Here is a 14980-nt window from a genome sequence, read left to right on the forward strand (position 1 = left end):
ATGCTCGCGAGTGTGGTTGCGGCGGCCGCACTGGCCGTGGTGGTGCAGGACCAGGCGCCGCTGCGCGCCGCCGCCCGCGATACGGCCCAGCAGCAGGCGCTGCTGTGGCAGGGCGACGTGCTGGAAGTACGCGGGCAGCGCCAGGATTTCCTGCAAGTGTATGACCACAGGCGCGAGCGGACCGGTTATATCCGCGCGTCGCGGGTGCGCATGCTGGGCGATACGCCTGCCGATGCGCCGGCATTGCTGTCGGTGGTGCGTTTTCTGCGTGATACGCCGGGCAGCGAAGCACTCGGTATCGCCTACACGGCGGCCTATCTGAAAGCTGCGCCGGCGGACGCCATCAACGGCGAGCCATTCGATGCGCTGGGCGCCATGGCCGAGCGGCTGGCACAGCGCGCTTCGTCCCGCCAGACCCCGCAGGTGGAGCAGGCCACATCGGCGCATCTGGAGGTGGTGGCGCAATATGGCGTGGTGTTGCGGGGCGTGGAGCAGGACGGCCAGGTCCGCCTGTGCTACGACGGCGACGCGTACCGGCGCGTGATCGGGATGGCTGCGGGAATGGCTGCGGCGACGACTGTGCCGATAGCGGGTGCGCCGTTGCAGCCGACCGGCGCCGCCTCGCTGCCGCGTGTCACGCCGATGCAGCGCGCCAATGCCGCGCTGGCCCTGACCAAGCCGGCGTGCATCGACCCGGCGCTGGGCGTGACGCAGCGCGCGGCGTATGACGTTTGGCGCGCCGGCGTGCTTGATAGCGTCCCGGCCGAAGGACTGCCGGAACATGTGCAGAATCGCTTGCGCATGCGGCGCGCATCCGTGTGGTCCGCGATCGCCTTCCAGCGTGCGCGCAAGGGCGTGGATGCCCCGGCTGCCGCGAACCGCGCGCTTGAGGCGCTCGCCGGCGTGAACAAGGCCGAATTGGCGGAAGAGGACAGCGCGGCATACGGGGAGGCGGCGGTCAGGCTGGGTGGGGTGCGCTGGGCCTTGGAGCCGGCGCCTCCTGCTGCTATGAAGCTGGTCGCACCGGCTGGGCTTGCGGTAACCAGCGCACTGGGCCAGCCCGGCGAAACCTGCGTGCTGCTGGTCGACGGCAAACACACGGCGGCAAATCCGCTGCTGCGGCGCTGCACCTACGGCATCGTTTGGAACGCATCGGCCCGCGTGAATGCTGCGGGAACCGCCCTGGCCCTGGCGGTGCAGCCCATGGATGGCTGGCGCGAGTTATGGATATTCCGTAAAGAAGGCGCCGCCTGGGTTGCGGACGTACTGCCGCCCGCAAGCAGTGAACCGGATATCGGGTACGCTGAATTCGCAGGCTGGGTGCCGGGTACGGACAAGATGCTGGTCGCCCGCGAGGTGCGCAGTGCTGGCGCATACAAGCGCAGCTTCGAACTGGTGAGCATTCCGTCGCTGGCAGTGGAGCGTGCGGCCGACAAGCCGGAGTCGCTGTCCGCGTTCTACAAGTGGCAAGACCCGGCCTGGAAGCGCCAGACGATAATTTTGCGCTAGGGCTTGCAAGCTGCGGAGCGGCTTGCTATAGTTCTGTCCCCGCGCTGCTGAACATACGCAGCGCAGGATAGAAGGAAAAACAGGGGGTTGACGGAAGTAACGACAAGCCTCATAATCTTCCTTCTTCGCTGCTGACAAACAAAACGCTTTGTCAAACGCAGCAGATCTTTAAAAATTAACAGTCGATAAGTGTGGGCGTTTGATGATGATGCCGGAGGCGCAAGCCTCTTAGCTCAAATTATTAAACGCTCAACGAAAAAATTAAACGTGACCTTCGAAAGAAGGAATCGTCAGTTATTTTGAAGAGCGACCAAGTCAGCAATGACTTTAAACAGAGATTGAACTGAAGAGTTTGATCCTGGCTCAGATTGAACGCTGGCGGCATGCTTTACACATGCAAGTCGAACGGTAACAGGGAGCTTGCTCCGCTGACGAGTGGCGAACGGGTGAGTAATATATCGGAACGTACCCAAGAGTGGGGGATAACGTAGCGAAAGTTACGCTAATACCGCATACGATCTAAGGATGAAAGCAGGGGACCGCAAGGCCTTGTGCTCCTGGAGCGGCCGATATCTGATTAGCTAGTTGGTAGGGTAAAGGCCTACCAAGGCATCGATCAGTAGCTGGTCTGAGAGGACGACCAGCCACACTGGAACTGAGACACGGTCCAGACTCCTACGGGAGGCAGCAGTGGGGAATTTTGGACAATGGGCGCAAGCCTGATCCAGCAATGCCGCGTGAGTGAAGAAGGCCTTCGGGTTGTAAAGCTCTTTTGTCAGGGAAGAAACGGTTTCGGCTAATATCCGGAGCTAATGACGGTACCTGAAGAATAAGCACCGGCTAACTACGTGCCAGCAGCCGCGGTAATACGTAGGGTGCAAGCGTTAATCGGAATTACTGGGCGTAAAGCGTGCGCAGGCGGTTTTGTAAGTCTGTCGTGAAATCCCCGGGCTCAACCTGGGAATGGCGATGGAGACTGCAAGGCTAGAATCTGGCAGAGGGGGGTAGAATTCCACGTGTAGCAGTGAAATGCGTAGAGATGTGGAGGAACACCGATGGCGAAGGCAGCCCCCTGGGTCAAGATTGACGCTCATGCACGAAAGCGTGGGGAGCAAACAGGATTAGATACCCTGGTAGTCCACGCCCTAAACGATGTCTACTAGTTGTCGGGTCTTAATTGACTTGGTAACGCAGCTAACGCGTGAAGTAGACCGCCTGGGGAGTACGGTCGCAAGATTAAAACTCAAAGGAATTGACGGGGACCCGCACAAGCGGTGGATGATGTGGATTAATTCGATGCAACGCGAAAAACCTTACCTACCCTTGACATGGAAGGAATCCCCGAGAGATTGGGGAGTGCTCGAAAGAGAACCTTCACACAGGTGCTGCATGGCTGTCGTCAGCTCGTGTCGTGAGATGTTGGGTTAAGTCCCGCAACGAGCGCAACCCTTGTCATTAGTTGCTACGAAAGGGCACTCTAATGAGACTGCCGGTGACAAACCGGAGGAAGGTGGGGATGACGTCAAGTCCTCATGGCCCTTATGGGTAGGGCTTCACACGTCATACAATGGTACATACAGAGGGCCGCCAACCCGCGAGGGGGAGCTAATCCCAGAAAGTGTATCGTAGTCCGGATTGTAGTCTGCAACTCGACTGCATGAAGTTGGAATCGCTAGTAATCGCGGATCAGCATGTCGCGGTGAATACGTTCCCGGGTCTTGTACACACCGCCCGTCACACCATGGGAGCGGGTTTTACCAGAAGTAGGTAGCTTAACCGTAAGGAGGGCGCTTACCACGGTAGGATTCGTGACTGGGGTGAAGTCGTAACAAGGTAGCCGTATCGGAAGGTGCGGCTGGATCACCTCCTTTCTAGAGTATGGCGCCACGCCAAACGCTCACACTTATCGGCTGTTGAAGATTGAAGAACTCAGGGGGATTAGCTCAGCTGGGAGAGCACCTGCTTTGCAAGCAGGGGGTCGTCGGTTCGATCCCGTCATCCTCCACCATTACAGTTCAAACGTAAGCCTCTGTGGTTTAGGTTTGAGTTGTACCGTTCTTTAAAAATTTGGAAGAAGTAAAGATTTATTATTTTCGTTTGATCGCAAGATTGAACGAGGGTAGTGATTGTATGTATCAACAAACGCAACAACGTAGTACTTCTTGCTTTATGACGATTCTTTGTTAGTCGCAAGGAATCAATGTTATAGGGACAAGTGAATAAGTGCACATGGTGGATGCCTTGGCGATTACAGGCGATGAAGGACGTAGAAGTCTGCGATAAGCCTCGGGGAGCTGACAAACAAGCTTTGATCCGAGGATTTCCGAATGGGGAAACCCGGCCTTATAGGTCATTGCATGCTGAATACATAGGCATGCAAAGCGAACGCGGCGAACTGAAACATCTAAGTAGCTGCAGGAAAATAAATCAACCGAGATTCCCAAAGTAGTGGCGAGCGAAATGGGATGAGCCTGCATGATTTAGCATGACGCATAGTGGAACGCTCTGGAAATGGCGGCCATAGCGGGTGATAGCCCCGTACACGAAATGCGATGTGTGGAACTAAGTATGCGACAAGTAGGGCGGGACACGAGAAATCCTGTCTGAATATGGGGGGACCATCCTCCAAGGCTAAATACTCGTAATCGACCGATAGTGAACCAGTACCGTGAGGGAAAGGCGAAAAGAACCCCGGGAGGGGAGTGAAATAGATCCTGAAACCGTGTGCATACAAACAGTAGGAGCGGACTTGTTCCGTGACTGCGTACCTTTTGTATAATGGGTCAGCGACTTACATTCAGTGGCAAGGTTAACCAGATTGGGGAGCCGTAGAGAAATCGAGTCCGAACAGGGCGCCAGTCGCTGGGTGTAGACCCGAAACCAAGTGATCTACCCATGGCCAGGTTGAAGGTGCGGTAACACGCACTGGAGGACCGAACCCACTAATGTTGAAAAATTAGGGGATGAGCTGTGGGTAGGGGTGAAAGGCTAAACAAACTTGGAAATAGCTGGTTCTCTCCGAAAACTATTTAGGTAGTGCCTCAAGTATCACCATCGGGGGTAGAGCACTGTTATGGCTAGGGGGTCATCGCGACTTACCAAACCATTGCAAACTCCGAATACCGATGAGTGCGAGCTTGGGAGACAGACGTCGGGTGCTAACGTCCGGCGTCAAGAGGGAAACAACCCAGACCGCCAGCTAAGGTCCCAAAGATTGGCTAAGTGGAAAACGAAGTGGGAAGGCTAAAACAGTCAGGATGTTGGCTTAGAAGCAGCCATCATTTAAAGAAAGCGTAATAGCTCACTGATCGAGTCGTCCTGCGCGGAAGATGTAACGGGGCTAAGCCAGTCACCGAAGCTGCGGATATCCGCAAGGATATGGTAGGAGAGCGTTCTGTAAGCCTGCGAAGGTGTCTTGTAAAGGATGCTGGAGGTATCAGAAGTGCGAATGCTGACATGAGTAGCGATAATGGGGGTGAAAAGCCCCCACGCCGTAAGCCCAAGGTTTCCTGTTCAACGTTCATCGGAGCAGGGTGAGTCGGCCCCTAAGGCGAGGCAGAGATGCGTAGCTGATGGGAAGCAGGTTAATATTCCTGCACCGTCGTATGATGCGATGGGGGGACGGATCGCGGAAGGTTGTCTGACTGTTGGAATAGTCAGTTTCTGCTTCATAGAAGGCGCTTAGGCAAATCCGGGCGCGTAATTCAAGGGAGTGGGACGAGTGAACTTGTTCACGTAGCAATCGGAAGTGGTTCCAAGAAAAGCCTCTAAGCTTCAGTCATACGAGACCGTACCGCAAACCGACACAGGTGGGCGAGATGAGTATTCTAAGGCGCTTGAGAGAACTCGGGAGAAGGAACTCGGCAAATTGGTACCGTAACTTCGGGAAAAGGTACGCCCCGGTAGCTTGGCTGATTTACTTCAGTAGGGCGAAAGGGTTGCAATAAACTGGTGGCTGCGACTGTTTAATAAAAACACAGCACTCTGCAAACACGAAAGTGGACGTATAGGGTGTGACGCCTGCCCGGTGCTGGAAGATTAAATGATGGGGTGCAAGCTCTTGATTGAAGTCCCAGTAAACGGCGGCCGTAACTATAACGGTCCTAAGGTAGCGAAATTCCTTGTCGGGTAAGTTCCGACCTGCACGAATGGCGTAACGATGGCCACACTGTCTCCTCCCGAGACTCAGCGAAGTTGAAGTGTTTGTGATGATGCAATCTACCCGCGGCTAGACGGAAAGACCCCATGAACCTTTACTGTAGCTTTGCATTGGACTTTGAACCAATCTGTGTAGGATAGGTGGGAGGCTTTGAAGCGGGGACGCCAGTTCTCGTGGAGCCAACCTTGAAATACCACCCTGGTTTGTTTGAGGTTCTAACCTTGGTCCGTGATCCGGATCGGGGACAGTGCATGGTAGGCAGTTTGACTGGGGCGGTCTCCTCCTAAAGTGTAACGGAGGAGTTCGAAGGTACGCTAATTACGGTCGGACATCGTGATGATAGTGCAATGGCATAAGCGTGCTTAACTGCGAGACCGACAAGTCGAGCAGGTACGAAAGTAGGACATAGTGATCCGGTGGTTCTGTATGGAAGGGCCATCGCTCAACGGATAAAAGGTACTCTGGGGATAACAGGCTGATTCCTCCCAAGAGTTCATATCGACGGGGGAGTTTGGCACCTCGATGTCGGCTCATCACATCCTGGGGCTGTAGCCGGTCCCAAGGGTATGGCTGTTCGCCATTTAAAGTGGTACGTGAGCTGGGTTTAAAACGTCGTGAGACAGTTTGGTCCCTATCTGCCGTGGGCGTTGGAAATTTGAAGGGGGCTGCTCCTAGTACGAGAGGACCGGAGTGGACGAACCTCTGGTGTACCGGTTGTCACGCCAGTGGCATTGCCGGGTAGCTAAGTTCGGAAGAGATAACCGCTGAAAGCATCTAAGCGGGAAACTTGCCTTGAGATGAGATTTCCCGGAGCTTTAAGCTCCTTGAAGGGTCGTTCGAGACCAGGACGTTGATAGGCTGGGTGTGGAAGTGCAGTAATGCATTAAGCTAACCAGTACTAATTGCCCGTAAGGCTTGTCCCTATAACATTGATGGTTATAGGCGAGAAGTGCGCATGTTGTGCGTATGTTGATACGCAATCGCTACATAATAAATCTGAATTCTTCCAAGTTTTAAAGCTGTTGTGGCGCCCTAGCGCTGCAAAGCTTACAAGTCAAAGCCTGATGACCATAGCAAATCGGTCCCACCCCTTCCCATCCCGAACAGGACCGTGAAACGATTTTGCGCCGATGATAGTGCTGCAACCAGTGTGAAAGTAGGTTATCGTCAGGCTAGTTATAAGCAAAACCCCCTCCGGTGATCCGGTGGGGGTTTTTTGCGTTTACCTGAATCCGTTTTGCGTTTCCTCTCGTATATGTCTTGCGTGCTGGCATCCTGCCGCACTAACCAGGAGATTCCGATGAAACGCATTCTGTTCCTGCTATCCGTTTTTGCAACCGCCGCCCAAGCATCCGAGGGCACGCCGATTGCCGTGCCGGCCGGCCACAAAGCCGTCATGACTGCGCTCGGCGCAGGCGATCTGGCTTATGAGTGCCGCGCGAAAGCCGGCATGCCCGACGCCTACGAATGGGCGTTCATCGGCCCCACCGCCACTCTCTATGACAAAAACAAGACTGCAGTCGGCAAATACTACGGCGGCCCGACCTGGGAAGCCAACGACGGCAGCAAGGTAACCGGCAAGCAGTTGGCTGTCCATCCGTCGCCCACGCCGGGTTCCATTCCTCACCAGCTGGTACAGGCCAGCCCTGCCACCGGCTCCGGCATGATGAGCGGCATAAGCTACATCCAGCGCATCAACACCCAGGGCGGCGTGGCGCCATCCGAAAGCTGCAGCGCGGCCAACGCCGGCGCCAAGCAGATGGTGAAGTACCAGGCCGACTACGTGTTCTACAAAGCTTCGTGATGACAGGCGTGTAGCACGGCACTGGTTTGAGCTTGCGCAAACCGGAGTTGGGCATAGGCAGCGATGATGTTTCGACCTACTGTAGAAAGGTCGCATATGAAACTGCTCAGCCCGCTCCTCCTGTGCACCGTCTTGCTCGCCGCTTGCGGCGACAAGCAAGCTCCCGCCACCGCACCGCTGCCGCCCCAGCCTGCGCCCCGCTTCAGCGCCGACCTGGCACGTACCACCCATGGTGTCGCCCATGTCCGCGCCGACAACTTCATTGGCTTGGGCTATGGCATGGCCTACGCCTATGCCGAGGACAATGTCTGCATGCTGGCCGACAGCATGCTGACCGTGCGCGGCGAGCGCTCGCGCTATTTTGGCGGAGCCGCCATGCCCACCAGGGGCGCCGACGGCGAATACAGCGTGGCCATCGACTACCTCGACGAGCATGGCTTCGATTTGAAAAACGAAGACAGCGATTTCTTCTTCAAGGGCTACCTCGACCTGGAGCAACTGCGCGCCGGCTACGCCGCCGGTAGCCAGGAGATCCGCGATCTGCTGGAGGGCTATGCGGCCGGCTACAACCGCTTCCTGCGCGACCACGCCGGCGCCTTGCCGGCCGCCTGCAACGGCAAGGAGTGGGTACGGCCGATTTCGGTGGACGACCTGTATCTGCTGATAGCGGAAAAGGCGCTGCACGCATCCGGCCAGGTTTTTGCCAGGGAAGTGCTGGCGGCCGCGCGCGATCCCGGTGTCCCGCTGGCGCGCCGCCGCGCCGGCAAGACCGCGCCCAATCCCGCCATGCTGGCCGGACTGTTCAAGCCGCGCATGGCCAGCAACGGCCTGGCTATTGGCAAGGACGCCAGCCAGAACGGGCGTGGCATGTTGCTTGGCAATCCGCACTATCCGTGGACCAGTACCGACCGCTTCTACCAGGTCCACCTGACCGTGAGCGGTTCTTACGATGCGATGGGCGTCATGCTGGGAGGTCTGCCGATAGTCGTGATCGGCTTTAACAAGGACGTGGCGTGGACCCACACCGTCACCAAGGCCGCCCATTTCACCACCTTCCGCCTGGCGCTCGATACCGCTGATCCGTCCGGCACCACATATATGGTCGACGGCGTTCCGGTGAAGATGAGTGCGAAAACGGTGGCTGTGGACATGCTGCAGGCGGACGGCAGTATCGCCAGCAAGCGTAAGGTGTTCTACTTCAGCAAGCACGGCGCGGTGATGGTCAAGCCCGAGGCCGGCGTCAACTGGAGCGCGACGCAGGCTTATGTGCTGGCGGACGCCAACCGCAACAACACACGGTTGCTGGAACAGTGGTTGGCCATAGGGCGGGCGACCAGCATCGCCAGCATGAAGAGTTCGCTTGACCGTATTGCTGGGTTGCCCTGGGTGAACACCGTGGCAGCCGACCGGGATGGCAACACCATGTACGCGGACGCCAGCGTGGTGCCGGCGGTCGCCACCGAGCGTTTCCTGTCGGACTGCCTGGTGTTCCCGGCGCTGCTGTCCTTCGACGGCGCGCGAACCGGTTGCGGCTGGGCGCAGCAAGATGGCGCACCGGACGGGATATTCAATCCGGCCCACGCGCCGGCGCTGATGCGGAGCGACTATGTGGCCAACTCCAACGACGGATACTGGCTGGCCAACTCGAAGTCTTTGTTGCTGGGGCCGCCGCCGTTCGGATATTCGCCCATGTACGGCTCGGTCGGTATCGCGCAAGGGTTGCGCACTCGCATAGGTTTCAGCCAGGTGGATGCTGCGCTGGCGTTGAAGCAGCAGCTGTCGCCGGACGATTTGCGGGAACTGCTGTTTGCCAACCGCATCTATGCGGCGGAACTGGTGCTGCCGGACCTGCTTGCCGGCTGCACCGGTGGCGATGCGGTGCTGGCCGCTGCCTGCCAGGTGCTCGCCGCGTGGGACAGGCGGGCGAATCTGGATAGCCGGGGCGCCATTCTGTTCCGCGAATTCTGGAACACCGCCGCGCTTATCCCGAACCGGTGGCGCGTGGCCATGAATCCGGACGATCCGGTCAATACGCCGCATGGCGTAGCGCCATCGGCGATGCCAGCGATGCTGAATGCCTTGCGGGCGGCTGCACTCAAGTTGCAAGCGGCGGGCGTTCCGCTGGACGGGAAGCTGGGAGATTACCAGGCCGATATCCGCAATGGCGTCAGGGTGCCGGTACACGGCGGCATCGGTGATATCGACGGTTCCTATAACTCGGTACACATGGGAACGGCCCTGAATGCAGATGGTTATCGCAATATAGTTTGGGGTACAAGCTATATCCAGCTGGTGGGCTTCGACGCCGTTGGGCCGGTAGCGCAAGGGCTGCTGGTGTATGGACAATCAACCGATCCGAAGTCGGCCAACTATGCGGACCAAGTGCCCTTGTACGCCGCCAAGCAATTGGCGCCGCTGCCATTCAGCCAGGAGCAGATACGGGCCGATAGCAATTATCGGAGCAGGGGGTTGACGGAATGAAGACCAAGCCCCATAATCTCGTCTCTCTGCTGCTGAACACAACGATTCAGCAAGAAACGCAGACCTCTTTAAAAATTAACAGTCGATAAGTGTGGGCGTTTGATGATGATGCCGGAAGCGCAAGCTTCTTAGCTCAAATTATTAAACGCTTACACAATATATTAAACGTGACCTTCGAAAGAAGGAATCGTCAGTATTTTGAGTGAGGTGTTACATGCCAGTGGCATGGAACGCAGACAAGTCCATTTATGGACTTTAAACAGAGATTGAACTGAAGAGTTTGATCCTGGCTCAGATTGAACGCTGGCGGCATGCTTTACACATGCAAGTCGAACGGTAACAGGGAGCTTGCTCCGCTGACGAGTGGCGAACGGGTGAGTAATATATCGGAACGTACCCAAGAGTGGGGGATAACGTAGCGAAAGTTACGCTAATACCGCATACGATCTACGGATGAAAGCAGGGGACCGCAAGGCCTTGTGCTCCTGGAGCGGCCGATATCTGATTAGCTAGTTGGTAGGGTAAAGGCCTACCAAGGCATCGATCAGTAGCTGGTCTGAGAGGACGACCAGCCACACTGGAACTGAGACACGGTCCAGACTCCTACGGGAGGCAGCAGTGGGGAATTTTGGACAATGGGCGCAAGCCTGATCCAGCAATGCCGCGTGAGTGAAGAAGGCCTTCGGGTTGTAAAGCTCTTTTGTCAGGGAAGAAACGGTTTCGGCTAATATCCGGAGCTAATGACGGTACCTGAAGAATAAGCACCGGCTAACTACGTGCCAGCAGCCGCGGTAATACGTAGGGTGCAAGCGTTAATCGGAATTACTGGGCGTAAAGCGTGCGCAGGCGGTTTTGTAAGTCTGTCGTGAAATCCCCGGGCTCAACCTGGGAATGGCGATGGAGACTGCAAGGCTAGAATCTGGCAGAGGGGGGTAGAATTCCACGTGTAGCAGTGAAATGCGTAGAGATGTGGAGGAACACCGATGGCGAAGGCAGCCCCCTGGGTCAAGATTGACGCTCATGCACGAAAGCGTGGGGAGCAAACAGGATTAGATACCCTGGTAGTCCACGCCCTAAACGATGTCTACTAGTTGTCGGGTCTTAATTGACTTGGTAACGCAGCTAACGCGTGAAGTAGACCGCCTGGGGAGTACGGTCGCAAGATTAAAACTCAAAGGAATTGACGGGGACCCGCACAAGCGGTGGATGATGTGGATTAATTCGATGCAACGCGAAAAACCTTACCTACCCTTGACATGGAAGGAATCCCCGAGAGATTGGGGAGTGCTCGAAAGAGAACCTTCACACAGGTGCTGCATGGCTGTCGTCAGCTCGTGTCGTGAGATGTTGGGTTAAGTCCCGCAACGAGCGCAACCCTTGTCATTAGTTGCTACGAAAGGGCACTCTAATGAGACTGCCGGTGACAAACCGGAGGAAGGTGGGGATGACGTCAAGTCCTCATGGCCCTTATGGGTAGGGCTTCACACGTCATACAATGGTACATACAGAGGGCCGCCAACCCGCGAGGGGGAGCTAATCCCAGAAAGTGTATCGTAGTCCGGATTGTAGTCTGCAACTCGACTGCATGAAGTTGGAATCGCTAGTAATCGCGGATCAGCATGTCGCGGTGAATACGTTCCCGGGTCTTGTACACACCGCCCGTCACACCATGGGAGCGGGTTTTACCAGAAGTAGGTAGCTTAACCGCAAGGAGGGCGCTTACCACGGTAGGATTCGTGACTGGGGTGAAGTCGTAACAAGGTAGCCGTATCGGAAGGTGCGGCTGGATCACCTCCTTTCTAGAGTATGGCGCCACGCCAAACGCTCACACTTATCGGCTGTTTTTAAAGAGAACGTTTTCTGGGGCTGTAGCTCAGCTGGTTAGAGCACCGTGTTGATAACGCGGGGGTCGTTGGTTCGAGTCCAACCAGCCCTACCAGTTTTACTGTTTAAACGTAAGCGATCAGACGTTTAGGTTTAAGTAGTATCGTTCTTTAACAATTTGGAAGAAGTAAAGATTTATTGAATATCGCAAGATATTCAGGGTAGTAGATAAATCATCAAACACAGTAGTAAATGCTTGATACCGATAGCCGTCAAGGTTATAGGGACAAGTGAATAAGTGCACATGGTGGATGCCTTGGCGATTACAGGCGATGAAGGACGTAGAAGTCTGCGATAAGCCTCGGGGAGCTGACAAACAAGCTTTGATCCGAGGATTTCCGAATGGGGAAACCCGGCCTTTTAGGTCATTGCATACTGAATACATAGGTATGCAAAGCGAACGCGGCGAACTGAAACATCTAAGTAGCTGCAGGAAAATAAATCAACCGAGATTCCCAAAGTAGTGGCGAGCGAAATGGGATGAGCCTGCATGATTTAGCATGACGCATAGTGGAACGCTCTGGAAATGGCGGCCATAGCGGGTGATAGCCCCGTACACGAAATGCGATGTGTGGAACTAAGTATGCGACAAGTAGGGCGGGACACGAGAAATCCTGTCTGAATATGGGGGGACCATCCTCCAAGGCTAAATACTCGTAATCGACCGATAGTGAACCAGTACCGTGAGGGAAAGGCGAAAAGAACCCCGGGAGGGGAGTGAAATAGATCCTGAAACCGTGTGCATACAAACAGTAGGAGCGGACTTGTTCCGTGACTGCGTACCTTTTGTATAATGGGTCAGCGACTTACATTCAGTGGCAAGGTTAACCAGATTGGGGAGCCGTAGAGAAATCGAGTCCGAACAGGGCGCCAGTCGCTGGGTGTAGACCCGAAACCAAGTGATCTACCCATGGCCAGGTTGAAGGTGCGGTAACACGCACTGGAGGACCGAACCCACTAATGTTGAAAAATTAGGGGATGAGCTGTGGGTAGGGGTGAAAGGCTAAACAAACTTGGAAATAGCTGGTTCTCTCCGAAAACTATTTAGGTAGTGCCTCAAGTATCACCATCGGGGGTAGAGCACTGTTATGGCTAGGGGGTCATCGCGACTTACCAAACCATTGCAAACTCCGAATACCGATGAGTGCGAGCTTGGGAGACAGACGTCGGGTGCTAACGTCCGGCGTCAAGAGGGAAACAACCCAGACCGCCAGCTAAGGTCCCAAAGATTGGCTAAGTGGAAAACGAAGTGGGAAGGCTAAAACAGTCAGGATGTTGGCTTAGAAGCAGCCATCATTTAAAGAAAGCGTAATAGCTCACTGATCGAGTCGTCCTGCGCGGAAGATGTAACGGGGCTAAGCCAGTCACCGAAGCTGCGGATATGCATTTATGCATATGGTAGGAGAGCGTTCTGTAAGCCTGCGAAGGTGTCTTGTAAAGGATGCTGGAGGTATCAGAAGTGCGAATGCTGACATGAGTAGCGATAATGGGGGTGAAAAGCCCCCACGCCGTAAGCCCAAGGTTTCCTGTTCAACGTTCATCGGAGCAGGGTGAGTCGGCCCCTAAGGCGAGGCAGAGATGCGTAGCTGATGGGAAGCAGGTTAATATTCCTGCACCGTCGTATGATGCGATGGGGGGACGGATCGCGGAAGGTTGTCTGCCTGTTGGAATAGGCAGTTTCTGCTTCATAGAAGGCGCTTAGGCAAATCCGGGCGCGTAATTCAAGGGAGTTGGACGAGTGAACTTGTTCACGTAGCAATCGGAAGTGGTTCCAAGAAAAGCCTCTAAGCTTCAGTCATACGAGACCGTACCGCAAACCGACACAGGTGGGCGAGATGAGTATTCTAAGGCGCTTGAGAGAACTCGGGAGAAGGAACTCGGCAAATTGGTACCGTAACTTCGGGAAAAGGTACGCCCCGGTAGCTTGGCTGATTTACTTCAGTAGGGCGAAAGGGTTGCAATAAACTGGTGGCTGCGACTGTTTAATAAAAACACAGCACTCTGCAAACACGAAAGTGGACGTATAGGGTGTGACGCCTGCCCGGTGCTGGAAGATTAAATGATGGGGTGCAAGCTCTTGATTGAAGTCCCAGTAAACGGCGGCCGTAACTATAACGGTCCTAAGGTAGCGAAATTCCTTGTCGGGTAAGTTCCGACCTGCACGAATGGCGTAACGATGGCCACACTGTCTCCTCCCGAGACTCAGCGAAGTTGAAGTGTTTGTGATGATGCAATCTACCCGCGGCTAGACGGAAAGACCCCATGAACCTTTACTGTAGCTTTGCATTGGACTTTGAACCAATCTGTGTAGGATAGGTGGGAGGCTTTGAAGCGGGGACGCCAGTTCTCGTGGAGCCAACCTTGAAATACCACCCTGGTTTGTTTGAGGTTCTAACCTTGGTCCGTGATCCGGATCGGGGACAGTGCATGGTAGGCAGTTTGACTGGGGCGGTCTCCTCCTAAAGTGTAACGGAGGAGTTCGAAGGTACGCTAATTACGGTCGGACATCGTGATGATAGTGCAATGGCATAAGCGTGCTTAACTGCGAGACCGACAAGTCGAGCAGGTACGAAAGTAGGACATAGTGATCCGGTGGTTCTGTATGGAAGGGCCATCGCTCAACGGATAAAAGGTACTCTGGGGATAACAGGCTGATTCCTCCCAAGAGTTCATATCGACGGGGGAGTTTGGCACCTCGATGTCGGCTCATCACATCCTGGGGCTGTAGCCGGTCCCAAGGGTATGGCTGTTCGCCATTTAAAGTGGTACGTGAGCTGGGTTTAAAACGTCGTGAGACAGTTTGGTCCCTATCTGCCGTGGGCGTTGGAAATTTGAAGGGGGCTGCTCCTAGTACGAGAGGACCGGAGTGGACGAACCTCTGGTGTACCGGTTGTCACGCCAGTGGCATTGCCGGGTAGCTAAGTTCGGAAGAGATAACCGCTGAAAGCATCTAAGCGGGAAACTTGCCTTGAGATGAGATTTCCCGGAGCTTTAAGCTCCTTGAAGGGTCGTTCGAGACCAGGACGTTGATAGGCTGGGTGTGGAAGTGCAGTAATGCATTAAGCTAACCAGTACTAATTGCCCGTAAGGCTTGTCCCTATAACCTTGACGGTTATATCGCATTTGCCTGTGTTTGAATTACT

General features: G+C 55.2%; 3 protein-coding genes, 2 tRNA genes and 5 rRNA genes. All 10 read left to right on the forward strand.

The window, feature by feature from the left end:
• The 10 genes from KT882_RS05835 (at window position 1) to KT882_RS05880 (ending at window position 14936) form a co-directional block, all read left to right on the forward strand.
• Window positions 1-1509, forward strand: coding sequence for a hypothetical protein (locus KT882_RS05835; protein ID WP_228894921.1), 1509 nt, complete (start codon window positions 1-3; stop codon window positions 1507-1509).
• Between the two features lie 340 nt (window positions 1510-1849).
• Window positions 1850-3380 (forward strand): 16S ribosomal RNA (locus KT882_RS05840).
• 61 nt (window positions 3381-3441) lie between these two features.
• Window positions 3442-3517: transfer RNA gene (locus KT882_RS05845), tRNA-Ala, on the forward strand.
• A 201-nt stretch (window positions 3518-3718) separates the two neighbouring features.
• Window positions 3719-6591 (forward strand): 23S ribosomal RNA (locus KT882_RS05850).
• A gap of 137 nt (window positions 6592-6728) precedes the next feature.
• Window positions 6729-6841 (forward strand): 5S ribosomal RNA (gene rrf / locus KT882_RS05855).
• Together the 16S, 23S and 5S rRNA genes with 1 tRNA gene alongside form the textbook arrangement of a ribosomal RNA operon.
• A gap of 127 nt (window positions 6842-6968) precedes the next feature.
• Complete coding sequence (locus KT882_RS05860) at window positions 6969-7472, forward strand: DUF3455 domain-containing protein (protein WP_161075724.1); 504 nt, start codon at window positions 6969-6971, stop codon at window positions 7470-7472.
• A 96-nt stretch (window positions 7473-7568) separates the two neighbouring features.
• Window positions 7569-9953, forward strand: a complete 2385-nt coding sequence (locus tag KT882_RS05865; protein WP_228894923.1) for a penicillin acylase family protein — start codon at window positions 7569-7571, stop codon at window positions 9951-9953.
• A gap of 268 nt (window positions 9954-10221) precedes the next feature.
• Window positions 10222-11752: ribosomal RNA gene (locus KT882_RS05870) — 16S ribosomal RNA — on the forward strand.
• 63 nt (window positions 11753-11815) lie between these two features.
• Window positions 11816-11892, forward strand: a tRNA-Ile gene (locus KT882_RS05875).
• 169 nt (window positions 11893-12061) lie between these two features.
• A 23S ribosomal RNA gene (locus tag KT882_RS05880) occupies window positions 12062-14936 on the forward strand.
• Window positions 14937-14980: the final 44 nt, after the last annotated feature.

Source organism: Pseudoduganella aquatica (genome assembly GCF_020865585.1).
GTDB lineage: Bacteria > Pseudomonadota > Gammaproteobacteria > Burkholderiales > Burkholderiaceae_D > Rugamonas > Rugamonas aquatica_A.